Origin of the sequence: Frankia sp. CeD, from assembly GCF_000732115.1 — a bacterium.
Taxonomy (GTDB): domain Bacteria; phylum Actinomycetota; class Actinomycetes; order Frankiales; family Frankiaceae; genus Frankia; species Frankia casuarinae.
Genome location: NZ_JPGU01000022.1, coordinates 46317 through 70782 on the forward strand (window position 1 = coordinate 46317; position 24466 = coordinate 70782).

General features: G+C 69.6%; 19 protein-coding genes, 3 tRNA genes, 1 pseudogene and 1 riboswitch. Of the genes and pseudogenes, 11 read left to right on the plus strand and 12 right to left on the minus strand.

Annotation, left to right across the window (positions count from 1 at the left end):
- Nucleotides 1-141: 141 nt before the first annotated feature.
- Both CED_RS13230 and CED_RS13235 read right to left on the minus strand, forming a co-directional pair.
- Nucleotides 142-348 carry a DUF3073 domain-containing protein gene (locus tag CED_RS13230; protein ID WP_011434572.1) on the minus strand — a complete coding sequence of 69 codons (207 nt, stop codon included), beginning with the start codon at nt 346-348 and terminating at the stop codon, nt 142-144.
- A 381-nt stretch (nt 349-729) separates the two neighbouring features.
- On the minus strand, nt 730-1800 hold the full coding sequence (locus CED_RS13235) for a Glu/Leu/Phe/Val dehydrogenase (protein ID WP_035910984.1): 1071 nt from the start codon (nt 1798-1800) through the stop codon (nt 730-732).
- 260 nt (nt 1801-2060) lie between these two features.
- Here CED_RS13235 and CED_RS13240 point away from each other — a divergent pair, with 260 nt between their 5' ends.
- From CED_RS13240 to CED_RS13255, 4 genes are all read left to right on the plus strand, one after another.
- Complete coding sequence (locus CED_RS13240) at nt 2061-2891, plus strand: hypothetical protein (RefSeq protein WP_011434574.1); 831 nt, start codon at nt 2061-2063, stop codon at nt 2889-2891.
- A gap of 152 nt (nt 2892-3043) precedes the next feature.
- Nucleotides 3044-3250 carry a developmental transcriptional regulator BldC gene (gene bldC, locus CED_RS13245; RefSeq protein WP_035910987.1) on the plus strand — a complete coding sequence of 69 codons (207 nt, stop codon included), beginning with the start codon at nt 3044-3046 and terminating at the stop codon, nt 3248-3250.
- Nucleotides 3251-3794: 544 nt separating this feature from the next.
- Nucleotides 3795-4547 (plus strand): hypothetical protein, encoded by a 753-nt coding sequence (locus tag CED_RS13250; protein ID WP_011434575.1) that lies wholly within the window; start codon nt 3795-3797, stop codon nt 4545-4547.
- Between the two features lie 219 nt (nt 4548-4766).
- Nucleotides 4767-4842: transfer RNA gene (locus CED_RS13255), tRNA-Glu, on the plus strand.
- A 53-nt stretch (nt 4843-4895) separates the two neighbouring features.
- On the opposite strand, the gene CED_RS13260 is transcribed toward CED_RS13255, so the two are convergent.
- Nucleotides 4896-6260: a transposase gene (locus CED_RS13260; RefSeq protein ID WP_035910990.1), complete on the minus strand. Its 1365-nt coding sequence runs from the start codon at nt 6258-6260 to the stop codon at nt 4896-4898.
- Nucleotides 6261-6525: 265 nt separating this feature from the next.
- Here CED_RS13260 and CED_RS13265 point away from each other — a divergent pair, with 265 nt between their 5' ends.
- Together CED_RS13265 and CED_RS13270 are read left to right on the plus strand one after the other, a co-directional pair.
- Nucleotides 6526-6954: a hypothetical protein gene (locus CED_RS13265; RefSeq protein ID WP_011434577.1), complete on the plus strand. Its 429-nt coding sequence runs from the start codon at nt 6526-6528 to the stop codon at nt 6952-6954.
- 40 nt (nt 6955-6994) lie between these two features.
- Nucleotides 6995-7363, plus strand: coding sequence for a nuclear transport factor 2 family protein (locus CED_RS13270; RefSeq protein WP_035910993.1), 369 nt, complete (start codon nt 6995-6997; stop codon nt 7361-7363).
- A gap of 109 nt (nt 7364-7472) precedes the next feature.
- Here CED_RS13270 and CED_RS13275 read toward each other — a convergent pair whose 3' ends face one another.
- Entirely contained in the window at nt 7473-8030 is a 558-nt protein-coding gene (locus CED_RS13275; RefSeq protein ID WP_023840621.1) for a hypothetical protein, read from the minus strand.
- A 205-nt stretch (nt 8031-8235) separates the two neighbouring features.
- Here CED_RS13275 and CED_RS13280 point away from each other — a divergent pair, with 205 nt between their 5' ends.
- Nucleotides 8236-8985 carry a transposase gene (locus CED_RS13280; RefSeq protein ID WP_051623759.1) on the plus strand — a complete coding sequence of 250 codons (750 nt, stop codon included), beginning with the start codon at nt 8236-8238 and terminating at the stop codon, nt 8983-8985.
- A gap of 201 nt (nt 8986-9186) precedes the next feature.
- Nucleotides 9187-9960 (plus strand): glycosyltransferase family 2 protein, encoded by a 774-nt coding sequence (locus CED_RS13285; RefSeq protein ID WP_023840623.1) that lies wholly within the window; start codon nt 9187-9189, stop codon nt 9958-9960.
- 60 nt (nt 9961-10020) lie between these two features.
- Here CED_RS13285 and CED_RS13290 read toward each other — a convergent pair whose 3' ends face one another.
- The 3 genes from CED_RS13290 to CED_RS13300 form a co-directional block, all read right to left on the minus strand.
- Entirely contained in the window at nt 10021-11559 is a 1539-nt protein-coding gene (locus tag CED_RS13290) for a hypothetical protein (RefSeq protein WP_011434582.1), read from the minus strand.
- A gap of 250 nt (nt 11560-11809) precedes the next feature.
- Nucleotides 11810-12793: an intradiol ring-cleavage dioxygenase gene (locus CED_RS13295; protein WP_035910998.1), complete on the minus strand. Its 984-nt coding sequence runs from the start codon at nt 12791-12793 to the stop codon at nt 11810-11812.
- Between the two features lie 236 nt (nt 12794-13029).
- Nucleotides 13030-13230, minus strand: a complete 201-nt coding sequence (locus CED_RS13300; protein ID WP_023840626.1) for a hypothetical protein — start codon at nt 13228-13230, stop codon at nt 13030-13032.
- 1080 nt (nt 13231-14310) lie between these two features.
- On the opposite strand from CED_RS13300, the gene CED_RS13310 reads away from it, so the two are divergent.
- A complete protein-coding gene (locus CED_RS13310; RefSeq protein ID WP_051868797.1) occupies nt 14311-16134 on the plus strand; it encodes a UvrD-helicase domain-containing protein in 1824 nt (607 codons plus the stop codon).
- Between the two features lie 34 nt (nt 16135-16168).
- Here CED_RS13310 and CED_RS25330 read toward each other — a convergent pair whose 3' ends face one another.
- From CED_RS25330 to CED_RS26210, 3 genes and pseudogenes are all read right to left on the minus strand, one after another.
- On the minus strand, nt 16169-16942 hold the full coding sequence (locus CED_RS25330; RefSeq protein ID WP_152569742.1) for an RNA-guided endonuclease TnpB family protein: 774 nt from the start codon (nt 16940-16942) through the stop codon (nt 16169-16171).
- 52 nt (nt 16943-16994) lie between these two features.
- Complete coding sequence (gene metH / locus CED_RS13320; protein WP_035911004.1) at nt 16995-20774, minus strand: methionine synthase; 3780 nt, start codon at nt 20772-20774, stop codon at nt 16995-16997.
- 15 nt (nt 20775-20789) lie between these two features.
- A riboswitch (S-adenosyl-L-homocysteine riboswitch) is annotated at nt 20790-20865 on the minus strand.
- A gap of 231 nt (nt 20866-21096) precedes the next feature.
- Nucleotides 21097-21342: pseudogene (locus CED_RS26210) on the minus strand (enoyl-CoA hydratase-related protein); the annotation flags it as partial.
- A gap of 423 nt (nt 21343-21765) precedes the next feature.
- On the opposite strand from CED_RS26210, the gene CED_RS13335 reads away from it, so the two are divergent.
- Nucleotides 21766-21840: transfer RNA gene (locus tag CED_RS13335), tRNA-Asp, on the plus strand.
- 52 nt (nt 21841-21892) lie between these two features.
- A tRNA-Phe gene (locus tag CED_RS13340) sits at nt 21893-21969 on the plus strand.
- Between the two features lie 740 nt (nt 21970-22709).
- Here the strand turns inward: CED_RS13340 and CED_RS13345 are convergent.
- Together CED_RS13345 and CED_RS24330 are read right to left on the minus strand one after the other, a co-directional pair.
- Nucleotides 22710-23885, minus strand: coding sequence for an IS110 family transposase (locus CED_RS13345; protein ID WP_255361113.1), 1176 nt, complete (start codon nt 23883-23885; stop codon nt 22710-22712).
- A gap of 204 nt (nt 23886-24089) precedes the next feature.
- Nucleotides 24090-24466 (minus strand): DUF6262 family protein (locus CED_RS24330; RefSeq protein WP_035911043.1); only part of this gene is annotated, 377 nt, incomplete at its 5' end.

Consider the following 24466-nt stretch of genomic DNA (forward strand, 5'->3'; position numbering starts at 1 on the left):
TGGCGAAGAAGCATGCAGCGCGGCCAACATCACGGCAGCACGTTATGGCGGTGGGAGCCCGGGCCTGAGCCCGGACGACCACCGTCGGCGACGACCACCGCGGTGAGCCTGCCGCGGTGAGCGACTACCGAAGCGACGCTGTCAGCGGGAGGAACGTCGATCGTCCTCGTCGTCTGCGTAGGCGTCGTATCCGTAGTCGTCATCTACGTACGAGTCGTCGTTGTTGTTCTCGCGCGTCGAGCCCGCGCCCAGATCCGCCTTCAATCGGTCGAGATCCATAGTGGGCGAGTTGTACTTGAGCTCGCGGGCGACTTTCGTCTGCTTGGCCTTAGCTCGGCCGCGCCCCATGGCTCGACCCCCTCGAACATGACGACGGGGACCCGCCCCGGTGCTCTCACTGTCTCGTGCTTCCCGAGACTACAGGGACCGGAGGCTTCTCGGCACGCCAACCCGACAGTTGCCTGTCCCCGGACAAGGTGTCCGCGATCGGAAACGGTGTATGAACCCGCTTGTCCGGTGGGTTCGATCGGGGATATCCGCTCGTCCCCGCCGTCGGCNGCCCGTTTGACGGGGCCTGGATGTGATCACCGTCACCTGTTCCCATTGACGTTCAGGCCTCCGCCGGGCGGGTGATCGTGCCTCGCCTCACGGTGTGCCTCGCCTCACGGTGTGCCTCGCCTCACGGTGTGCCTCGCCTCACGGTGCGTCTCGCCCCATCCGCGGTCGGCGTCAGGGCAGCAGGATCCCCCGCAGGCGTCCCACGTCGGTCATGCGGCGTTCGGCGAGCCGCTCCGCGGCCTCGGTCGGGGTCACCTCCTCGGCCTCGGCGAGGCGGAACACCTCCGAGGTGGTGTCGAAGATCTGCGCGGCCCTGGCCCGGGCCCGCTCCGGCGAGTAGCCCTCGATCTCGTCCGCGACCTGGATCAGGCCGCCGGCGTTGACCACGAAGTCGGGGGCGTACAGGACTCCGGCGTCGGCGAGCTGCCGCCCGACCTCGGGCTGCGCGAGCTGGTTGTTGGCGCCGCCGCAGACGACGCCGGCTCGCAGCCGGCGGACGGTCTCCGCGCTCAGCGCTCCGCCCAGCGCGCAGGGGGCGTACACGTCGATGTCGAGGTCGAGCAGATCGTCCGGGTCCGGCACGGTCTCGGCCGCCGGGAACTCCACCCGCAGCCGGGCCAGGGCCACCGGGTCCACGTCGCCCGCGACCACCGAGGCGCCGCTGTCGAGGAGATGCCCGACGAGCCGCCGCCCGACCTTGCCGACTCCCGAGACCGCGACGCGGCGCCCCGCCAGGCTCGGCGTTCCCCACCGGTGCCGGGCGGCGGCGCGCATGCCCTCGAAGACCCCGTAGGCGGTCAGCACGCCGGAGTCGCCCGAACCGCCGTGCGCCGGTGACCGTCNGGTTACCCACCGGGTTTCCCGGGCGATGACGTCCATGTCCGCCACATAGGTACCGACGTCGCAAGCGGTGATGTATCGGCCGCCCAGTGATGCGACATGGCGGCCGAAGGCGCGCAGCAGTGGCTCCGACTTCGCNACGGCCGGATCACCGATGATGACGGCCTTGCCGCCGCCGAGGTCCAGCCCGGCGCAGGCGGCCTTGTAGGCCATCGCCCGGGACAGGGCGAGGGCGTCCGCCAACGCGACTTCCTCGTCGGCGTAGGGGTGGAAGCGGGTACCGCCCAGCGACGGCCCCAGCGCCGTCGAGTAGATGGCGATGATCGCGTGAAGACCCGAGGGACGGTCCGAGCACAACAGCACCTGCTCATGGTCACAAACGGCGCTGAACAGGGACGACATGGCGCACCTCTCTCCTCGGGGCCTTCTGGGGGCCTTCTGGGGGCCTCCGTGGGGCCCGTGGCCCCCACCGCCCTGATCCCGCGCGCGGGCCAACCACCCCGCGCCGCGCCCAGGGCCCGCAGATCGTGTCCTGGCGAACCCTACGGCGCCGGTAGGCCGGACGGCTTGTGTGTGGACGTGCCAGGATCGAGGCATGCCAGGATCCAGGGCATCCGCGTGGGTGTCGTCGGTCGGATCGCGCGCGGTAAGTGGGTCCTGAGGTGCCCGTCGTCTCCCCCGCGGCGTATCTGCGGGTGTACGAACCGCTCGCTGCCTTTCCCGCGGCCGAACGTGGCCGCTGGCAGCGTTACGCCGCTGCGGGGCCGCCTTCGCGCCGGGCCGGGACCCGCCGGGAGCGGGTCCTGGCGCTGGTCGCGACCGTCCATCCCACCCTTGACGTCGCCGACGAGTCGGCCTTCGTCCAGTGGATCGACGGTCTGATGTTCGTCTGTCCGTGGTCGACCCAGCTGCGGGTGTGGCAGGCGGCGCTCGAGTTCCGCGGCCTGATGCCCGACCGCGTCGCGGAGGCGTTCCTGCCACGGCGGATCATCGAGCCGGCCGAGGTCGAGCTGGACCGGTGGAAGGCCCGCCGCCCCGCGCTCAAGGTCCACGTGCAGACCTGTACCTGGATGGTGCCACCGCCGTGGTTCCTGCTCTTCGACCCGGCCGAACGGTCCCTGGTCACGGGGGACACTGCCGAGCGGTCCATGATCTACCGCACCACGATGAGCCTCGCCAGACGGCGGGCGGGCCGGGCGGTGGAGGCGGTGGAGGCGCTGCGGGCGAGCTCTCCGGACGCCCCAGGAGTCGAGGGCGTCGGCGAGCTGGCCCGTTGGCTGGGGTCCTTCCATCCGCAGAGCAGGGTCGAACTGGACTACGACGGGCTAGTTGACCTGCTGGACGATGACATGCTTCGGCGCGACAACTCTGTAGAGGACATCGTCGAGGCTGTCAGTGCGTTACGCCGTGGGCGAACAGACCTAGCGGTCGAAGCCTACGAACGAGTCCTGATGAGGTGGAGGCCCTTGCAGGCACGGGAATCCGCGAGCTGATCGGCGCATTCTGTTAACTGAGAGTTGCCGCCCGCGTCGGACGAGCTGTGACTAGTCAGTAGATGGTCCTGACGTGCCATGTCCGAAATGCCCCCGAAGGATGCACGATCTGTATGGGACGGAGCGACGCTCTGTGACGGGAGGCCAACGCAATGACGACACGAACGCCAGACGCTGAGCCGCTGCTGACGCCCGCCGAGGTTGCCACGATGTTTCGGGTAGACCCGAAGNCCGTGACCCGGTGGGCGAAGGCCGGAAAGCTGACGTCGATTCGGACTCTGGGCGGTCACCGCCGGTACCGAGAGGCGGAGGTGCGTGCCCTGTTGAAGGGAGTTCCGAGCATCGGAAGTGACATCTAGGTTCGCGCCAACCTGGCGCGTTGCACGAGCCCCCTCCTCTCCTCGGGTGCGGGCCGCACGGCTGACAGTGCGAGGGTGTCGGTCGTGAGTCCCGCGGAATAGGGCCGAAGGTCTCGAGAGCGGTTGATCGTCCCGTATCGGACGACGGCCGGAGGCTGCGGTATCACCATCGGGCCGCTGATGGAGGGGTAGATAGATCCAGGCGTCGGGTCGTCCGGCATGTGGGTGAGCCCATGCGTCGGGATCCTGTCCCGCCGACGTCCCGCGTCAAGGACCACCTCCGCACCGGGAGGGCGCTGGGTGGACCTGCTGGGGAACCGGCGGACGGCCGTTACGGCTGTCCGCCGGTCTCGTCGCGCTGGGCCAAGGCACTGGACGGACGGCCGAGGCCCTGGACAGCCGAGAGGCTGGACAGAGATCGCTGGACAGAGATCCGAGCTGCCCGGAGGTTGATCATCGTTGGACCGCCGCCTGGCGCCGTAACCCGCCCGGCACCGTGACGTCGGGCGGCGCCGATAACCAGGGCTGGGGGCGGGAGTCGACTGTGCCCGGTTTCCGGCCCAGTACCAGCGCGTTCCGGTTCACGAACAGCTTCGCTCCGCAACCGTTGTTGGCCGTTTCGGCGCCATGGTCGACTCGGCGGCTGGGCCTCGGCGACGCCAGCCGGGGCCTGTGCGGCGGGATGATCTACGCTGTGCGTGATCTGTTCGAGGCCGGAATCGGGCCGCCGCCTGACGTCGTGGCGCCGGCAGTCGGTTCCCCGCTGTACGCGTACCTCGTCCGCCGCCTGCTGGAGAGCTTCGACATCCCGCGGGGGGTGGCCCGCTACTACCGGCTCATGCAGGGCGCCGATGCCGACGTCAACCGGGGGATCCGGGTCCGGCCGGGAGTCGCGCGGACGAGCCTGGCGGATGAGTGGCCACGGATCCGGCTCGATCTGGACGAGGGGTTGCTGTCCCCGATCGGGATCATCACGGTGCGCTCCCCCGATCCGCGGCTGCTCGGCCTGAACCATCAGGTGCTCGCCTACGCCTACGTCCAGGCCGGAACGTCGATCACGCTCCGTGTCTATGATCCGAACACTCCCGGGGACCGGGCCGACGAGGTCACGCTGAGTTTCGATCTCGCCGGGCCGGCGCGGATCGAGCACTCGATCGCGATCGGGGGGCGGCCGGTCCGAGCCTTCTTCCGTTCCCGCTACCGATGGGTCGACCCGCGCCGCGCCATCGCGCCCGCGGCAGGCCGCCCCGCGGGGCAGGAGGCGCCGGGCCGTTCACGCCTGGAGAAGGGCCGGTGACGCGGCAGCCGGGCAGCCGGGTGGCCGGGTGGCCGGGCAGTCGTTGGGCAGCCGGGTGGTTGGCCGGCCAGGGGAGCGTTCCCACGGGGATGCCGAGCGGTCGGGATCGGCCCGGGAAGGGTTTGTCGTCCGACCGGGCCATCCCCTATGCTTGCGGTGTTTCAGACGATCGACGTCGCGGTTGGGCGGATGCGCAGCCTCGCTGAGGGTCGTCGCCGCGCCCCCATCGTCTAGCGGCCCAGGACGTCGCCCTTTCAAGGCGGTAGCACGGGTTCGAATCCCGTTGGGGGCACCAGAGGGTAGCCGATCGGCCACTAAATGCTAACATCTAGAGCGCCGGTCAGGTAGTCAGGCTGCTTGCTGATCGTTTCTTTGGCGGGCGATGACGTGGAGGTTGTGGACGACGGCGGTGCGGCGGAGGTAGAACAGGTTCTTGCGCTGCCCGTGGTAGCGGGCGCGGCGGCCCTGCCAGTGGCCGACGTGGGCGAGGGTGTGCTCGACCGCGGTGCGTTCCCGCAGGCGGGCGCGGCCGGCCGGGGTCGCCTGGCGTTCACGGAGTTCGGCGAGCAGAGTCTCGTCGGGATGGATGCTCACGCTGCGCCCGCGGGTGCTGGTGGTGCACTGTTCCCGCAGGGGACAGGCCGCGCAGGTCGCTGCTGGGAAACGGACGGTGCGGCCCGGGGTGAAGGGCATGACCACCCCGGCCGGGCAGGTGAGCTGGCCGTGGTCGAAGTTCAGGGTGAAAGCGGTCTCGTCATACCGGCCGGTGGTGTTGCGGACTCGCCACGCCTTACAGAACACCTGCAGGTTCTCGTCGCGGTCGCGGACCAGAGTGGAGGGCAGGTAGGCCCGGTCGATGTGCAGCTCGGTCAGGTTTTTCGCTACCCCGCGGCGCAGCCGGGCCACACCGGCCGGGGTGGTCTCGACGTCCTGGTCACGGACCTGGCGGGCCACCGCGACAGCCGCCCCGACCGGGGCGGGCTGGGCAGCGATGAAGGTCTCCACCGCCTCCAGGGCGGCCAGCACCACCGCCAGAGCGTGGTCCCGCTCGCCGGGGTCGTCCCAGTCGGCGTCCAACGCGGCTTTCAGGCTGGATCCGGCCAGCACCGGGGCCCCAGCCCGGCGGGCCAGGACGGCGGTTCCTTCGTCCAGCCCCCACCCCTGCCCGGCCGCGATCACACCCAGAGCCTTGCGCAGGGCGTGTCCCATGTTCGGGGTGTCCTCGACCCGGCCGGCGCCCCACAACGGACTGGAGTCCAACGCCGCCCGTAACGCCCNCGGCCCGAACCCCCCGCTCACCATGGCGATCTCGATGGTGCGTGCGATCAGCCGCCGATCCCACCCAGCGTTGATCAGCCGGGTACGGAATCCCACCAGGGTGCCCTTGGCAAACGGGGGACGGTCGGTGTCCAGGCAGTCGAGCACCAGCTGCCAGCGCCGGTCCATCACCGTCGCCTCGATCACCTCGTCGTCGGAGATACCCGTGTAGGCCTGCAGGATCAGCGCCAACGCCAGCTGCGCCGGCGGCACCGGCGGCTGGCCCTTCGGACTGTCGCGGTAGACCTCGGCCAGCTCGGTCTGGAACGCCTCGTCGAACAGCTCATGCCGATACCGGCGCAGGAACACGAACAGCTTCGCCCGCCGCACCAGCCTGATCACTGTTTGTTCCGCAGCCGAGGGCTCCACCGGTGGACGCCACACCCCAGGACGCATCAGGCAGCACCTTCCGATCAGAGGCTGGCACCCGGCACCCACCCACCGGTGCTGCCTACCACAGATCACACACGGCTACTTGACCGGCGCACTAGCCGCCCGTCCGTCCCGAGCCCACTGAAATCCGCCGCGGAGCGTGCGCGCCGACCGCGGCTCGATTACCTGGGCGGTAATCGACCATCCCGGCGACTGTGGCACACGCTGTACGTGGCACAGCACCCTGCGGCCTGTGCCACGCACGATCACGTTGAGGAGGCTGATGTCAATGACCACGAGCCAACCCTCGGTCCGTGCCGGGGCCGAGGTCAGGACGGACGGGGCCACCTGGCTACAGCGTTTCCTCGCCCTCGACGCCGTCGTCACCACGGTGAACGGAATCGCCTATCTGGTGGCGTCGGGGCCGTTGGGGCGGCTGTTCGACGTCAGCGGCGATCTGCTGCTCGCTCTGGGCGCTTTCCTGCTCCTCTACGGCCTGGCTGTCGGTTGGCTCGCCAGCAGGCCGCGGCCATCGGTACTGGCCGTCAACGCGGTGATCGAGGCCAATCTCGCCTGGGCGGTGCTCAGCATCGTCGCGTTGTTGTTCTGGTTCGACGATCCCAGCATCGCCGGGCAGGTCTGGATTCCGCTGCAGGCGGCGACGGTCGGCGGTCTCGCCGTGCTGCAGTTCGCCGCCCTGCGTCGCAGTCGGGTGTGACTCCGAACACCATCCAGCACGATTTTGAAAGGGTACTGAGTTGACTTCGTACAACGACGCTGTCCAGCGGTACTTCGCCGCCTGGAACGCCGCCACTCCCGAGGACTTGAAGGACGCGGTCGCCGCCGCGTTCACAGAAGAAGGCACCTACACCGACCCGCTGGCCGACGTCAGCGGGCACGACGGCATCGCCGCCGCGATCAGCGGAGCGCACGAGCAGTTCCCCGGTTTCGAGTTCAGGCTCGCCGGCTCCCCTGACGGGCACCACAACATCGCTCGTTTCTCCTGGGAACTGGTCTCGAAGGCCGATGGCTCGGCTCCGGCGGCCGGCTTTGATGTGATCACTCTCGCCGAGGACGGACGAATCAGCTCGGTGAGCGGCNTCCTGGACCGGCTTCCGGGAGCCTGACCCCGGAGGTCCGGGCACGGCCCGGTGGAGACGTGCCGACCGGACATCCGTGCCACGGATGCCCGGCCGGCACGCACTTTCGCCTGGGTCTTTCTCCGGGCCTGGGGGCTCATACCACGGGTGCGCCTTTCATGGCGACCTGAAGCGCCTGTGCCGTCTCCGGATCGGCTGGCAGGAAAGTCTCTACCGCCAGTTCGGAGACGGTCACGTCCATAGGCGTGTTGAACGTGGTGACCGTCGAGATGAGAGACAGGATCGTTTCGCCTGCCTGGATCTGCAGTGGCAGCGCGAGCGGGTAATGCTCCGCGCCGAGGGAGGCGTGCGCCTGGCCGTCTCCGTCCGAACCAGGCGCCGGGTACGCCGAGACCTCGTTGAACAATTCCTTGAGTTCACTCGATGGCCGTAGCGTGACCTGTCGGTCGATACGCTCCAGCAGGTGTGCGCGCCACTCGGAAAGGTTACGGATCCGGGGAGCTAGCCCTTCCGGGTGAAGGGTGATCCTTATGGCATTCATCGGCGGTTCGAGCAGGAATTTTGGAAGGTCCCCGAGCAGNGCCTGGACACCGCGGTTGGCGGTCAGGATGTCGTACCTGCCATCCATGATCAACGCGGGATTGGGCTCGTAGGCGGCCAGCAGCCGCTCCAGCCCCGTCCGGAGCACGTACATCTGCGGGTCCTGGAGGCTAGAGTTTCGCAGTTTTCTTGATCGTCTCGCGGTGGTTAGCGAGGCGAGTTGATTTAACCTATTGATGGGACGAGTTGTGTCCGGGTGTGGCACGGCTGCGGCGTGCCGGTAGAGGAAGCAGGCTTCCCGACGGGCTGATGGCGGGAGCATCGACGCTTCCTAAACCAGCTCGAATGAGTGGACGCCGATGCTCCCGGATGTCACTGTACCGTTTTCCCTGGCCGTTCTCCTGGCTGATTTCCGACCGTGCTTCACCGTGCCGACCTTCCGGGTTTTCCGCGCCCTGGTGGCCGGGATGCTCGCGGCCACGGGCCGGCGCACGGTGTGCGGGATGCTCGTCGGCGCCGGGCTGTCGCGGGTGTGGCCGCACGACCGGGCGCACCGGTTCTTCTCCGCCGCGGTCTGGTCCGCCGACGAGCTCGGGGTGACCCTGGCCCGGCTGGCGGTGCGCCTCCTGATCCCCGCCGGGGCACCGGTGACCGTGGCGGTCGACGACACGCTGTTCCACCGCAGAGGCACCAAGGTCTGGGCCGCGAGCTGGTTCCACGACGGCTCGGCCGTCGACACCCGCCAGATCGGCTACGGCAACAACTGGGTCCTCGCCGGAATCATCGTCACCCTACCCTGCCTCGACCGGCAGATCTGTCTGCCGGTGATGGCCCGACTGGTCCGCAAGGACACCACATCGGCCTCCCGGCTGTGGCTGGCCGCCCGCATGGTCGAGAAACTGGCCACCGCACTGCCCGGACATACGATCCACACCGTCGCCGACGCCGCCTACGCCGGCGACGAGCTACGCACCCTACCCGCCCCGGTGACCTGGACCACCCGACTACGCAAGAACGCCGCCCTCGACGGTGGACTCGCGCAGGAACCTGCGGCGCCAGTACCGGTCGGCGCAGATCAGCCAGGGGTCGGTGACGAAGTCCGCCGATGAGACCCGGAAGGGAGGTTCGATGTTCGCGTCGATCAGTTCGGCGGCGACGTCCTCGCAGACCCGGTCCAACTCGCGGGAGTCGGCTGAGGCTGCCTGACCGAGCCGCGCATTGATCGATGCGACGTCCATGTGCCCCCTCCGTCAGATCTTCTCCGGATATGTACCACACGGCTGCGGGGCGGATCGGTACATACTGCGAACATGCGGGTCGATGTGGTCACCGCGGTACACGCCGAGTACGCGGGTTACCTGCCCGCGGCGTGGGACTCGCTGCACCGGCAGAGCCATCCCCACTGGACATGGCGGGTTCACCTCGACGGGTCGCCCGACGAGGTCCTCGACGTGCTGACCGCCTGCGGAGCGGCGGACGACGGCCGGGTCCGGATCGCCGCGCACGGCACCCAGGAAGGCCTCGGGGTCGCCCGCAACATCGCCCTCGGCGCGTGCACCGCGCCGCTGGTCCAGAACCTCGACGCCGACGATGAGCTCGAACCCGGCGCGCTCGCCGACCTCAGCGGCGCGCTCGCCGCCCATCCCGCGGCAGGCTACGCGGTCGGCCATGCCCGCGACCTGCACGCTGACGGCACCCTGCGCACCGCGCCGCTGGCAGTGCCCGCCGGGCCGCTGGCCCGCGGTGCGCTGGCCGTCGCGTGGGCGTCCGCCTTACCCGACCGCACCCTGCCACCCGTGCATCCGGCCGGGGTGATGTGGCGCCGAAACCTGCTCCTCGTCGTCGGGGGATGGGCGGCGCTGCGCGGTGTCGAGGACACCGCGACCCTCATTGCCGGCTCCGCCCTCGCCACCGGAATACTGCTCGACGTCCCCACATTGCGCTACCGACGCCACGACGCACAGCGTTCCCGCCAGAACGGCAATTTTTCGGAGGGCAATATTTGCTCATCTGGCGGTGTGCCGCCCTACTCGCCGGCGGACCCCCCTGGGAAGAGCGGTAACCAGCAGGGCCGTGTGGGATGATCGGCTGAATAGCATTCGTGGTCCACGAGCAAAGAGGCTGAGTTCACCAGAGTTCGGTTTTTACCAGAGTTCGGTGAGCGCGGCGAACAGCTGGAGCCGGTGCTGTAGCCAGCCGAGGGTGCGGAAGTCGCCGCCGAGGCTGGCGGGCGGGTTGCTGACCAGGGTGTCCCGACGCAGGAGATCAGCAAAGTCGATGGTGGCGCCCACGGCTCCGGGTACGTTCGCGCGGGCCAGGATCGCGAGCATTTCGCTGGCCATGATGCCGTAGCCGATGCTGGTGGGATGGACGCCGTCGAGCGCGATAAGACCTCCCTGGGTACGACCCCGGGCGTCGGAGAGGAAGAATCGGGTGTCGGGCCGGGGGTGCAGCTCGCGGAGTGCCTGGGGTAGCGGATAGGGGCCGTACCGGTTCCACCAGCTCGGTCGGGTGGTCGGGTCGTCGAGATAGCGGCGGTAGGCGAGCCGGTCCAGCAGGGCGCACAGGTCGAAGACCCGCCAGTCGTCACCGGCCTGCCGGTGCGCCCTGACGTGTTCGATGATGACCTGGTTGTACATGTCGATGGCGCTGTCGATCTGCCGGCACTGCGTCCCGGTGAGGCAGGGGTCGGCGGTGTCGAACTGGTCGTCGCTGATCCAGGCGTAGGTGTAGCGGGCGAAGTATCGCGAGCCTTCCGGCTTGTCGCCGACCCCGCGGGCGAGCGGTGCGACGGTGACGTGGGGGACGGTGACCAGCACGACATGCCGGGCTCCCACCTTTTCGATTTCGGTGACGAGCTGGTCGTACTCCTGCTGGAAGTGGGCGGGGCGCCATACCGTGTAGGCCTTCTTCCCGTTCAGGTCGGCGAAGTTGTCTCCGCTCCAGACCAGCCGCAGCCGCAGAACGCTGGACAGCGCGTTGTTGGCCCCGAGAGCGACCACGAGCGTGCCGACGCCCTCGGCACCGAGCTGCCGCGCCGCCGTCAGCTGGGTGGTACCCGGGTCGCCGGGGCCGGCCAGGGCACGCAGGGCAGCGATCGGCCCGTCGTTCTGGACCAGGAGCCTGCGCGGATTCCAGGACCGGCGGGCGGGGCGCTCGGCCAGCTGTTCCTGGCACCAGCCGACGTTCTTCGAGAGTGCGTCGCGGACATCCCAACCGTAGATTGCGAGATTGTGGTTGAATTCCGCCTGCTCGACGGGGAGCCGGCCCGGGCCGAAGCCCCAGTAGCGTTGCACCCCCCGCGCCTGGGTGTACAGCGCGACTATCAGGCGTAGCGCGTGCGCCGGTAGCGGCCGGCCCTTGGTAATGGTGTCCGCGTGGCGCAGCAACTCCTCCATGTTGAGGGGGAGGCCGGCGCAGCCATCCGGCCCGGGATAGACCGGATAGCGAAACGGCGTCACCCCCATCGCCTCGGCCAGCAGAGCCGGCCACGACCGGTCGGTGTTGCGGACCGCCAGATTCTGGAAGCCATGGGTGAGCGAATCACCGATCGTCACGAGCGGATGGGCGACATCCACGTCGGACTCGATGGTGAACTCTAGGCCGAGGTCGTCCCGAACGGGCTCCGGAGCCTCCACGCTAATCACCAGCTCGTCCGGCGCTGGCACCTCCGGTACGGACATCGCGGCTCTCCTTCCCCCAACCCACGATTTCCCCGACCTATGATTTCCCCCAACCCGCGATGCGTGAGTCGCCCCCGAGGTCGAGAGCGCCATTGTGCACCCACGCACCTGTCCAGCCCCCCGAGTCCCCAGCCCCCGAGTCCCCCGAGTCCCCGGAGACCTCTCGACCACCGGGATCGTCGAGTTCGACTCCGTGAACCGGAGGGGGTTGGCCGTGACGACGGGGTGTCCTCCCGATGCGTCGTGTGGGTCAGCTCGGCGCACCCGGCGGCCNCCCGCCGGGCCCGCCGGACGGTGGCTGGCCGCCGGGCGCACCGGCGGGCTGGCCGCTGGACGGGGNGGTCGTGGTGTCGACGCCGACGGCGAGGGAGACCGTGTAGCCGCTGGTGACGTTGCCGGTCACGGTGGCGAGCTGGCGGGCGCCACCGTCGTCCCCGAAGACGTTGTCGCTGTCGAGACTGGCCTGAGACAGGTTCGCGATCGACGCCTTGTAGCCCTGCTGCGCGTAGACTTGGTCGCAGACGTTCTTCGGCAGGGCGACCTGGGACGTGGCGATCGCTTTGGTGGCGTCGGTGATGCTGGCCTGGTCGGGGTAGACCTCGAAGTGGATGTGTGGCCAGCGTCCGCTGTAGCAGGCCGGGAAGATGCTGGTGAAGCGTACCTTCCCGGCCTNGTCGGCGATCTGGACGCCGCGCAGGTAGTTCTGGTCGGTGATGCCGTTGGTGTACATCGAGTAGCGGCCTTCGCGGTCACAGTGCCACACGTAGACGGCCACTCCCGCGAAGGGGACGCCGTCGGCGAGATCGGTGATGGTCAGCTCCAGCGTCATGGGAACGCCCTCGGCGGTGCCGGTCGCTCCGCCGAAGCTGGACCGGATGTCGCTGCGGACCACGCCGCTCTGCTCGAGCACGTCCGGCCCGTTGGAACCGTCGCCCGGGTAGGGGCCAGCCGTCTCCTGGGGGATCTCCCCGGACGCCCCGCTGGTCGAGGCGGATGACGACGTGCTGGGCGACGCGGTGGAGCCGGACGATCCCGAGGCTTCGGCCCCGCCTGTTCCGCAGGCAGTCAGGCCCGCCGTCGCGGCACCGAGGCCGAGAAAGGTCAGCATCCGCCGCCGGCTCAGCAGCGTGCCGAGGTCGAAGCCCAGTCCCTGGTCGACGGCCTCCTCCTCGGGCCGGGGCAGGGGACGCCCCTCGTACGTCGGCCTCCGGCCGTCCCGCTGGTAATCCGTCATGCGCTCTCCCTGAAATCGACTGATCTTGTGCCTTCACCATGGCGGGACAGTTTTTGCCCGCGCTGTGCGTCCGCTGTGCCTCGGCTGTGCGCGCCAGGTCCCCATCACGGCGGCGGCGGGAAGACCGGCAGGCACGAGCCGGCAGGCACGAGCCGGCCGGATCGGGCCGGCCGGCACGGATCGGGCCGGCCGGCACGGATCGGGCCGCATGACGGTACCGGTGGGGCTGAGGCTGACTACGGGATGGTCCACTCGCGCACGGTGACGATGTCCAGCCGTCGTTCCACGACGGCGCCTGCCGGCCAGCCGTTGACGAGCCGGGTCAGCTCGTCGGCCAGCGATTCGGAGCCGACGGCGTGCCACCTCTGCGCGGCTAGGCCTGCCCGTAGCGCCTCGGCGTAGGAGCTCCGGCTCATCTCGGCGATGTCGCGAACCATCGCCGTCGTCGTCGCGTTGGCCCTGGGTGGCCGCGGTCGCGGTCAGGATCTTCATGTCGGCTCCTCGGAGCAGGGAGGTGTCGGGTGCACGGGCAAGCGAGCGGTCACAACCGCGGGCCGTTGAGTCGTGACCGCGGGCTGTTGAACGGACGGGCCCCGAACGCAGTCGGGCCCCGAACGCAGTCGGACCCGCGCATCGAAGCACCCGGGAGCTCAATCGACGAGGAGTAAATCCGGCTGTGGGCGCCCTCGACGGACGTCACCGCAGGTCAGGTGCCCTATATCGAGCGTGCGCCGCCGAACGCCGAGAAGCCGAACGCCGAGAAAACGCGCTCATCTGCAGTTCCTTGACTCCGGGGGCGGCGACGGCGTCCAGCTCGCGCGGAGCGCCCTCGGCGAGTTCGACCCGTCGTTGCTCCGGGTCGCGGCGGGATCGGGTGCGCTGTCGGTGCGTCGGTCGGTCCAGCTCGATGCCGAGACCTCGGTCTGGATCGGGACGTCGTCCGGTGCGCATCCCGGGGCGGCTGTCGAGGTAACCGGCCCGGCGCAGCAGCAGCAGCCGGCAGCGGTCGGGCCCGCGTGGCAGGCGGTGCTCAGGATGATCACNGCGACGGAGCCGGGGCTGGTCGAGCTGGTGCGGGAGCTGGCGGCGCGGGATGTGCCGGTACCGGAGGTCGGGTACGAACTCGGGGACGCGGCCTGGCAGGCGGAGCTGGCCTGGCCGGCCGCCAGGATCGGGGTCGTCACCGCGGCCGGGCCGGGCGACCCCGAAGGCTCGGGACGCGACGCCGCCTACGCGGCGGCAGGCTGGCTGGTGCGGACCGTGTCCGAATGGCAGGCATCCGATCTCGCCTCGAACCTCACATTGAATCTCGTAGCGAACCTCGCAACGAACCTCGCAACGAACCCCGCATCAAGGATCGATGGTCCACTCGGCTCACGGAGGGACAGCCAGTCGTGCGGAACGGCAGCTGACCCACACCCGGGTCAGGCCCGCCCAGGTCAGGCCAGAGCCGGCGCCGGGAGTCGGCGACACCGCAGGGGGGGGAGCCGGGCGGCCAGAAGGACGTCGAACGGCCGTTGTTCGAGGCCTTCACCGACCAGGACCTGGTCGACCTCGGTGTGGTTCCGGCCCTGCTTCCGCTGATCAGACGGATCGTTGACGAGGACGAGCTGCTCGGGCTCGCCGAGGTCGCCCCGCAGCTCACGTCCGACGTGCTCCTGGCGCTGCACGACGGCAAGAGCGTCGAAGAAGTACTCGAACACGTCACCGTGCCGGTGAAGGCCGACAGCCCGGTCGACCCGGAGGACTTCGCTGCGGCGGTTGCCCGGCCGGCGACCCAGGTGACCAGCGACGATGCCGCGCTGCAGGCGGTGCTGGGCGAGTCGTTCGCGCGGTGGCAGGTCTTCCTGCATCCGACCCAGCGCCAGCTCGTGGACCGGGTCTACGGCGGACCGGCGCGGGTCAGCGGCGGGCCGGGNACCGGGNAGACGATCGTCGCGCTGCACCGGGCCGGGCACCTCGCCGCCCGGCTGCCGCCGGGCGATGACAAGCCGATCCTGCTCACCACGTTCAACCGCAACCTTGCCGCCGACCTGCGGGCCCGGTTCCTCGACCTGGTCGGCCCCGACCTCGTCGATCGGGTCGATATCGTCAACATCGACAAGCTCGCGAGCCGGGTTGTCGGTGAGGCCGGGGCGAGCCGTCGCCGGCGGACGATCGACGATGACGCCGCCGTGCGGGAGTGGGCCGCGATGCTTGACGAGGTCGGTGAACGACGGTGGGACGCCGAGTTTCTCGCGGCCGAGTGGGCCGAGGTCGTTCTGGGCCAGGTGCTCCGTTCCCGCACCGACTACTTCAAGGCCCGGCGACCAGGTCGAGGGCGGCCACTGTCCCGAGCCGACCGCGACGCGGTGTGGCAACTCGTCGAACGTTTCACCAAGCGCCTGGACGACGCCGGTGTGTGGACGTGGCGCCAGGTAGCCGAATACGCCGCCCGCACCGAACAGGACCGCGCGGCCGCGGTGGTGAGCGCGGCCGGTCAGCCCACCGCTTCCGGCTCCCTGCCCAGGTACCGCTATCGGCATGTCGTCGTGGATGAGGCCCAGGACCTCAACCCGGCGCACTGGAAGATGCTGCGGGCCATGGTCGCGCCAGGTCGGGACGACATCTTCCTCGTCGGCGACACCCACCAGCGAATCTACGATAATTACGTCACGCTTGGTAGTCTCGGCGTGAATATCCGTGGTCGCAGTGCCAAGTTGACGCTGAGCTACCGCACCACCCGTCAGATCCTGTGGACAGCGCTTCGGCTGCTTGCCGGTGAGACGTACGACGACCTCGACGGCGGCGACGACAACCTCGCGGGGTACCGGTCGCTGCTCAGTGGCGGAGAACCCGTGCTCGGTGAGGCCGTCACCTGGGCGGATGAACTGAAGCTCATCAGCGGGCAGATCAGGGTCTGGGAGAGCGCCGGCGACGGTTCGACCAGTGCCGGCGACGGTTCGACCGCCGTGTGCGTGCCGACTCGACGGATGGTGGAGGACGTCGTCACACACCTCGAGGCGAGCGGGATTTCTGCCATCGAGATCGGGCCGGACGGGCCGAAGCGAGCCGGCGGCGTCCACGTGGGCACCATGCACCGTTTCAAGGGCCTGGAGTATCGGCGGATCATCATCGGAGGTGCCAGCGCCGGGCTTGTGCCCCGTGGCGTGGTCGAGCGGTACCAGGACGTCGACCCAAAGCGGTACCAGCAGGAACGGGCACGAGACCGGTCACTGCTGTTCGTCGCGGCGACCCGCGCCCGCGACGACCTGGCGATCTTCTGGCACGGCCGGCCAAGCCCGTTCCTGGCCGCCGCCTGGACGCGGCGTCGCGCCGTTGGGTCGAGCTTGCGCAATTGACGAAGCGCATGCGGGGTTATGCCGACCGGGTACCTCATACCAGGCCGAGGTCGGCCTTTACCTTGTCCCATGGAACTACCTTGTCCCATGGAACGGGCGTCTGCCCGGTAGCCGCCATCTCCTCGACGTAGACCACTTGGTTATCGCGGACCAGTCGAGCGGCAAGCTTGTGATGATGATCCCGGCGGGTTTCGCGCACTTTCCGGTGCAACNCCGCTNCCCGCCGCACCGCCTTCCGACGGTTCGCGGAACCTTTCCGTGCGCGGGCCAGCGACCGCTGGGCGCGGGCGAGATGCCGCCGCTTCGACCGCGGCGGGCGAGGGTTCGCCACGATCTCACCCGTGGACATGGTCACCAACCGATCGAGCCCGAGATCGACCCCCACCTCGGCGGGCACGACCGGGTACGGCTCGTCGGTCACATCGACCACGAACGACACGTAGTACCGGCCGTCCGCTTCCCGGATCACCGTGGCCGACGACGGAACCGACGGCAACCCCCGAGACCAGGCGAGTTCGACATCTCCGACCTTCCTGATCCGAGTTCTTAACGCGACTGGGCGACACTCGCCACCTGGTCCGTCAGCATGCTTGAGCGGGAGGTGTTCACCGAAGCGGGGTCGCGGCCCGGCTTCTCGGCCTGCCGCAGAACACCTTCCACTACTGCTTGGCGGGTGGCACGGTCGGCGACCGGGCCTACAAGCCGGTGATCCGTGTCGCACCCCGGGCGGCCGGCCTCGACTACAAGAAGACTGCCAACCGTACGTCTGGCCGGCCCCTCGTGCTTCTTGCGGGAACGGCCGCCGCATGTCGGATCACGAGGAGTAAGCGTCGTGAACCCGGACCTGCTGTCCGGGGCGTCTACTCGGGATCGTAGGCGAGGTTGGGGCGTAGCCAGCGCTCGACGTCGGAGATCTTCAGGCCCCGCCGCTGGGCGTAGTCCTCGACCTGGTCCCGGCCGATGCGCCCGACGGTGAAGTACCGCGACGACGGATGGGCGAAGATGAGCCCGCTGACGGCGGCGGCGGGGGTCATCGCGAAGGACTCGGTCAGGCCCATCCCCACCCGCCCGGCGTCCAGCAGGTCGAACAGCGCCTGCTTCTCGCTGTGGTCGGGGCTCGCCGGGTAGCCGAAGGCGGGACGAATGCCGCGGAAGCGCTCGGCGTGCAGATCCTCCAGCGACGGCTTGGCGTCCGGCTCGAACCAGGCGCGTCGCGCCTCAAGGTGGACATACTCGGCGAACGCCTCGGCGAGCCGGTCGGCCAGGGCCTTCACCATGATCGCCCGGTAGTCGTCCTGCCGGGCCTCGAAGCCGGCCGCGAGCGTGTCGGCGCCGTGGACGGCCACGGCGAACCCGCCGATGTGGTCCCCGGCCGGGGCCAGGTAGTCGGCGAGGCTGCGGTTCGGCCGCCCCGCGGGCTTGGCCGTCTGCTGGCGCAGCATCGGCAGGCGCAGCCGCCCCGTGCCACCCGGACCCGGCGTGCCACCTTGACCCGGCGAGNTGGCGCTGTTCACCGCGCCGACGTCGATCTGATCGATCAGGATGTCGTCNTCCTCCGCGACGGCGGGCCAGAAGCCGTAGACCCCGCGGGCCTGAAGGCTGCCGTCCGCGATGATCTGATCGAGCAGGACGTTCGCCTCGNCGTACAGCTCACGGGCCACCGGCTGGTCCAGGATCGCCGGGAACTTGCCCTTCAGCTCCCAGGCAAGGAAGAAGAACTGCCAGTCGATCATCGAGCGCAGCGCGCCGAGGTCCGGGGTGACGACGCGGACGCCGGTGAAGGCGGGGACGGGCAGGTCGTCGAACGTGACCTGCTCGCGGTTCGCCCGGGCCTGCGCGAGGGGGAGCAGCGGGCGCTGCTGGCGGTTCTCGTGCTGCTCACGCAGGAGCTTCTGCTCCGCCCGGTTACGCACGGCGAGCTCCCCGGCCCGGTCGGCGTCGAGCAGGTCCGAGACCACGCCGACGACGCGGGAGGCGTCCAGCACGTGGACGGTGGTGGCGTCGTAGGCGGGGGCGATGCGGACCGCGGTGTGCTGGCGCGAGGTGGTGGCACCGCCGATCAGCAGGGGCAGTTTCAGCCCGCGGCGCTGCATCTCGGTGGCGACCGTGACCATCTCGTCCAGGGACGGGGTGATCAGGCCGGACAGGCCGATCGCGTCGGCGCCCTCCGCCACCGCCGTGTCGAGGATGACCGTGGCGGGGACCATGACCCCCAGGTCGATGACCTCGTAGTTGTTGCAGCCGAGGACCACACCCACGATGTTCTTGCCGATGTCGTGCACGTCGCCCTTGACGGTCGCGAGCACCACCGTGCCGTTGCCACGGTTGGCACGGCCGGTGCCGGTGCCGGCCAGCAGCGCCTGCTGCTTCTCGGCCTCCATGAACGGTTCCAGGTAGGCGACCGAGCGCTTCATCACCCGGGCGCTCTTGACCACCTGCGGCAGGAACATCTTCCCCGACCCGAAGAGGTCGCCGACGATCTTCATGCCGTCCATGAGTGGTCCCTCGATCACGTCGAGGGGGCGGGCCGCCCGCGCCCGGGCCTCCTCCGTGTCGGACTCGATGAAGTCGACGATGCCGTGCACGAGCGCGTGCGCCAAGCGCTCCTCGACCGACGCCTCGCGCCAGGACAGGTCCACCGTGCGCTTCGTGCCGCTCCCGCTCACGGTCTCGGCGAACGCGACGAGCCGGTCGGTGGCGTCGTCGCGCCGGTCGAAGAGCACGTCCTCGACGAGTTCGAGCAGGTCGGCGGGGATGTCCTGGTAGACGGCGAGCTGGCCGGCGTTGACGATGCCCATGTCGAGCCCGGCGCGCACGGCGTGGAAGAGGAACGCCGAGTGCATCGCCTCGCGGACGATGTCGTTGCCGCGGAAGGAGAACGACAGGTTCGAGATGCCGCCGCTGGTCCGCGCTCCCGGGCAGTGCTGCTTGATCAGCGGCAACGCGTCGAGGAACGCCTTCGCGTAGCCGTTGTGCTCGGCGATGCCGGTGGCGACGGCGAGCACGTTCGGGTCGAACACGATGTCCTCGGCCGGGAAGCCGACCCGCTGGGTGAGCAGGTCGTAGGCGCGGGCGCAGATCGCCACCTTGCGTTCGGCGGTGTCGGCCTGGCCCCGCTCGTCGAAGGCCATCACGACCACGCCNGCGCCGTAGTCGCGGATGCGCCGGGCCTGCTCCAGGAAGGGCTCCTCGCCCTCCTTGAGGCTGATCGAGTTGACGACGCCCTTGCCCTGCACGCAGCGCAGCCCGGCCTCCAGCACACTCCACCGCGAGCTGTCGACCATGATGGGCAGGCGGGCCGCCTCCGGCTCGGTGGCGAGCAGGTTCAGGAACGTGGTCATCGCCCGCTCGCTGTCGAGCAGGTCGGCGTCCATGTTGACGTCGAGCAGGTTGGCCCCGCCGCGCACCTGCTCCAGGGCGACGTCCACGGCGGCCTGGTAGTCGTCGGCCTCGATCAGCCGCCGGAACCGCGCCGAACCGGTGACGTTGGTGCGCTCCCCGATCATGACGAAGCCGGTGTCCTCGCCGATCTCGAACGGCTCCAGCCCGCTGAAGCGGGTGCGCGCCGGCGGGGTCGGAACCGGGCGCGGCGGCGCACCGCCGACGGCGGCGGCGATCCGCGCGATGTGCGCCGGCGTCGTCCCGCAGCAGCCGCCGACGATGTTGACCAGGCCCGCGGCGGCGAATTCGCCGATCAACTGGCCGGCTTCGTCCGGGGTCTGGTCGTAGCCGCCGAAGGCGTTCGGCAGGCCGGCGTTGGGATGGCAGGCCGTGAACGTGCCGGCGAGCCGGGCGAGCTCGGCGACGTGCGGGCGCATCTCCTCGGCGCCGAGCGAGCAGTTCACCCCGACGACCAGCGGATGCGCGTGGGCGATGGAGCTCCAGAACGCCTCGACGGTCTGCCCCGACAGCGTCCGCCCGGACAGGTCGACGATCGTTACCGAGATCCACAGCGGCAGCCGCGGGGCGACCTCGCGGGCGGCGGCGATCGCGGCCTTCGCGTTGAGCGTGTCGAAGATCGTCTCGATGAGCAGCAGGTCGACCCCGCCGTCCGCCAACGCCTGGATCTGCTCGGCGTAGGCGGCCCGGACCTCGTCGAAGGTCACCGCCCGGTACGCCGGGTCCTCCACTCGCGGGGACAGCGAGAGCGTGACGTTCAATGGGCCGATCGAACCGGCGACGAACCGCCGCCCCCCGGTCTGCCGGGCGGCCTCGTCCGCGGCCTGGCGGGCCAGCCGCGCGCCCCGCAGATTCANCTCCCGCACCAGCGACTGCAGCCCGTAGTCCGCCTGGCCGATGCTCGTCGCGGTGAACGTGTTCGTCGTGGTGATGTCCGCGCCGGCCGCGAGATACTGCCGGTGCACGTCGAGGATCACGTCCGGACGGGTCAGGTTCAGCAGGTCCGGGTCGCCGGCGAGGTCCTTCGGGTGGTCGCGGAACCGCTCCGTGCGGTAGTCGGCCGGGGTGAGCCCGGCGTTCTGCAGCATCGTGCCCCAAGCCCCGTCGAGCACGACGACCNGCTGGGCCAGCAGCTCCCGGAGCTCCCGGTCGCCGGCCTCGACCGCGTCTGCCCCGACCGTGCTGGCCTCGACCACACCGTCATGGACGGCCACCTCGTCGACCGACCTGGACCCTGCCATCAGACCACCTCCCGGTTATGGGAGGCGCCCTTACTGAACGGTGCGGGCCGAGCGTGGCGGACCTGGGCCCGTTGCAGCGCCTCTCGACCTGTGAGTGACGATACCGTGCCATCGTGATCACTTCACGCCGGCTCGAGCGTTTCGCTGTCGCTGTCGCTTGAGAGTCGTATGCTACCCGGGCGGGACACCGGTCCGCGCCGCGCATGAGCTCATCCGGACCTGGCAGAGACCTGGCAGAGGTGTCGGCATACAGCGCACGGATCTGGGCGTCGCTCGGATGGTGGCCCGTGCCCGGGAAACCGACCATCCAACCGGCGACAAGCACCGCGTGGTCCAGTACGTCGTCATCCGTGATCATCTGGTTGACCAGCCCGAGCTCGGCCGCCTCGGTGGCGCTGACGGCGTGGCCGGACAGCAGGAAGTCCGAGACCCGGGCGGTGCCCATGATCTGGGGAAGATGCCAGGACAGACCGTATTCGACGGCCAGGCTGAGGCGGGAGAAGCCGGAGCCGACGAAGGCGGAGGCCGCGATGAACCGGACCTCCGGGTCGGCGTCCGCGGCACACAGGGCCTGCGCCTAGGCGGTGGCCATCGGCAGGGTGAACGCGCTCATGACCTCGGGCCGGTTCAGGGTGGCGACGGCGACCCCGTCATCGGACCCGGGTCAGAACGGGATCGGCAACGGCGGTCTGGATCGACTCCGTGCTGCTGCGCACCTTTCGCTCGGTTCCCGCGAGGTCGGCGGCGTGCCTGGCATTCCCGGGTGCGCCCCGGCGTGCCGTCGCGCCCGCCGCGTGGACTCCGCGGATCTCATGCCGATGTCGCGTCTCCATAGCGGATCGCGAGTGATCGGGTGCGTGGACTGTTGGGCAAGAATCCTGGGCTCCCGGCCCTTCGAGTGGTCCCGGTGTCGTGTAGCATGACCTCCAGATCCGGACAGGGCCCGTGGCTGGCACCTGGAGGGCGACAACTGAAGATCGATCTAGAGCATGGTCCCGTGGTGAAGCCTGGAGTTCACGCCGCCCTGTCAAGGCGGAGGTCGCGGGTTCGAATCCCGTCGGGACCGCGTTCGTAGGGCTAACAGTGCGCTGTGGCTCATGCGAGAGTCGCACTGCCCGGGGCAGGTAGCTCAGTCGGTACGAGCGTCCGCCTGAAAAGCGGAAGGTCGGCGGTTCGACCCCGCCCCTGCCCACCACCTCTGATCAGGGGTTTTACCTCGCGACTGAGATCGTTTGAGGCCATTTGAAGATCGTTATGTAGCAACGTCTGTAGCAACGGCGACCGCAGTTAGACGGCGGACGGTCGCCCGCGCACCCCGCTGACCTGCACAGACACTTCCGACAGACCGTCCGCTTTGCGGCAAAACAGTCGAGCCAGCTCGATCGCCTCGGCACCGCGCCCCATCGCATCCGGCGTCGCGCAAAAGCCCTGGTCAAGCGTTCGTCACGAGGCGCAGATCCGGCGCCGCACCGCTCTGAACGGGCCGTTGAAGCCTCATGACCTGCGATGTTCGCACTCGCGGTCCGGCGCGCCGCATCACTCCCGGATGGTCGTGGGCCGCTGCTACACCGGTAGCTACAGATGGGCCGGAGAACCTGACGGAATCCGCTGATGTAGCCGTCTGACCTGCCCCGACTCGGGAAGCGTCGCGGCCGGACCGTCCGTTTCAACGGCGGACGGTCCAGGGAGCGCGTGCTGGTGTCAGATTGACACGCTGCTACCACACGAGTCCTCGTGATCTGACCGGAAATACCAACTGAACGTGGGCACGCTCGCGCCCGCCAGGGCACTTGGCCGCTGGTGCGCGCGACAGCGGCGGATCCCGTGGGCTGCCGGCTGGCCGTTCTGACGGTGAGCGGTGCTGGCGTGTCCGGTCGTCGCCCCGACAGAGCGGCCGTCAGGCCGCCGGGTCGGGCGTTCCGCTCGCGGCGGCCGTCAGGCCGCGGCGAGCAGGGCGGTGATCTCCTGTGCGCTCAGGTTGAGGCTCTTGAGCTCGCGCAGGGCGTTGCGCTTGCGGCGTTCCCTGCTCTGCAGGCTGGCGTGGTAGTCGACTCCGAGGTCATGGAACCGCGCGGTGGGGTCGTTCAGCAGATGCCAGACGATGGTCAGGATGGAGCGGGCGACGGCGACGAGGGCCTTGAGATGGCCGCGGCGTTTGACGAGGCGCCGGTAGCGGGAGCCGAGGAAGGTCTTCGTCTTCGCCGCCGCCATGGCGGCCTCCCCGAGGGCGCCGCGCAGGTAGGGGTTGCCCTTGCCGGTGCGCCCGGTGCGGCTTTTCGCGCCGGNCTGGATCGTCTGGGGGGTCAGTTTCGCCCACGAGTTCAGGTGGCCGGAGGTCGGGAACTGGGCCATGTCGGTCCCGATCTCGGCGATGATCACCTGGGCGGTGTGGCGGGCGATGCCGGGGATCTCGTCGAGCCGGTCGAGGATGTCCAGGCCGGGCCGGGCCGCGGCGCCACCGCCGCCCTGGCCGGTCCCGGTGGTGGCGTCCCCGTCGGGGCCGGTCTCGCCACCGCGGGCGGCGTCGGCGGCGGCGTGGGCCGGGGCAGGCAGGGCGGCGATCGCGGTGTCGATCCGCTCGGTGAGCTCGGCGATCCGCCGATCGAGGCCGTCGATCTGGGCGAGCAGCACCGAGAGCAGGTAACCGTGGTGCTCGGTGAACTGGCCGGTCAGCGCGGTCGCCAGCTCGGCCTGGGTGGCCTTGACCCGGCCGCGGGCAAGCGCCGCGAGCTTCTTCGGATCACGTTCGCCCGCGACGAGCGCGTCGAGCATCGCCCGACCGGAGACCCCGAAGATGTCCGACAGCACCGTCGACAGTTTGATCAGGGCGTCCTCGAGGAGCTTCTCGACCCGCAGCCGGTGCCGGGTGCACTCGGCGGTCAGGTCCAGGCGCAGCCGGGTGAGGTTACGGATCTCGCGGATCTCGGGTGGCGGCACGAAGGAGGGCCGTAGCATGCCACGCTCGTTGAGTTTGGCCAGCCAGATCGCGTCGAGTTTGTCCGTTTTGGGTCTTCCCGGGACGTTCTTGACGTCCCGGGCGTTAACCAGCCACACCGTGAGACCGCGGGCCTCGAGCAGGTAGTAGAACGGGCGCCAGTAGTCCGGCGTTATCTGTAGTTTTCAAGATCGAATATAGTTGTTTTGGCAGGTCAGGGCCGTCACGGACGCGTCCGCGACGGGGCGGGTCCGCTCGGCCGGATCAGTGTGCGGACCCGGGGTTGGCGTCGAGGCGCCGAGGCAGGGATAGCGCCGCGTGGGGTCGTCCGGCGCCGCGCTGGGGGCGGTCGTCACGTGACGACTGTGTCCGGGTGGCGCTCACGGGTCGTTGGGGTTGGTGTCGGTGCCGGCCGTGGCGTTGGGGCCGAGGCGGCGGCGGAGTATCAGGTTCTCCCCGTGGGCTGCGGCGAGCGCCTCGTTCAGCGCGGTGATCTCGGCGCGGTGGCGGGCTTTGAGTTCGCTGAGCTGCGCGGTCAGTGTCCGCACGACGTTGCTCGGCTGGTCCGGTTCCGCCGGTCGGGATGGCTGGGCGGTCTGTGTCGCGCGCAACTGCTCGATCCGGCTGCGCAGGCCGGTGTGTCGATAGAGGAAGTCCAGGGAGACCCCGGAGCGGGCGGCCAGGCCGCGGAAGGTGACCGGCTCGTCGGCGGCGCGCATCTCCTCGAGCGTCTTTTCGGCTCTGGTCACGGCGGTGG

Excerpts from the sequence above, each read along its gene's own strand:
- CED_RS13265 (WP_011434577.1), top strand. The coding sequence starts at position 6,526 with ATGACCACGAGCCAACCCTCGGTCCGTGCCGGGGCCGAGGTCAGGACG.
- CED_RS13230 (WP_011434572.1), bottom strand. The coding sequence starts at position 348 with ATGGGGCGCGGCCGAGCTAAGGCCAAGCAGACGAAAGTCGCCCGCGAG.
- CED_RS13285 (WP_023840623.1), top strand. The coding sequence starts at position 9,187 with ATGCGGGTCGATGTGGTCACCGCGGTACACGCCGAGTACGCGGGTTAC.
- CED_RS13280 (WP_051623759.1), top strand. The coding sequence starts at position 8,236 with ATGCTCCCGGATGTCACTGTACCGTTTTCCCTGGCCGTTCTCCTGGCT.
- CED_RS13290 (WP_011434582.1), bottom strand. The coding sequence starts at position 11,559 with ATGTCCGTACCGGAGGTGCCAGCGCCGGACGAGCTGGTGATTAGCGTG.
- CED_RS13300 (WP_023840626.1), bottom strand. The coding sequence starts at position 13,230 with ATGGTTCGCGACATCGCCGAGATGAGCCGGAGCTCCTACGCCGAGGCG.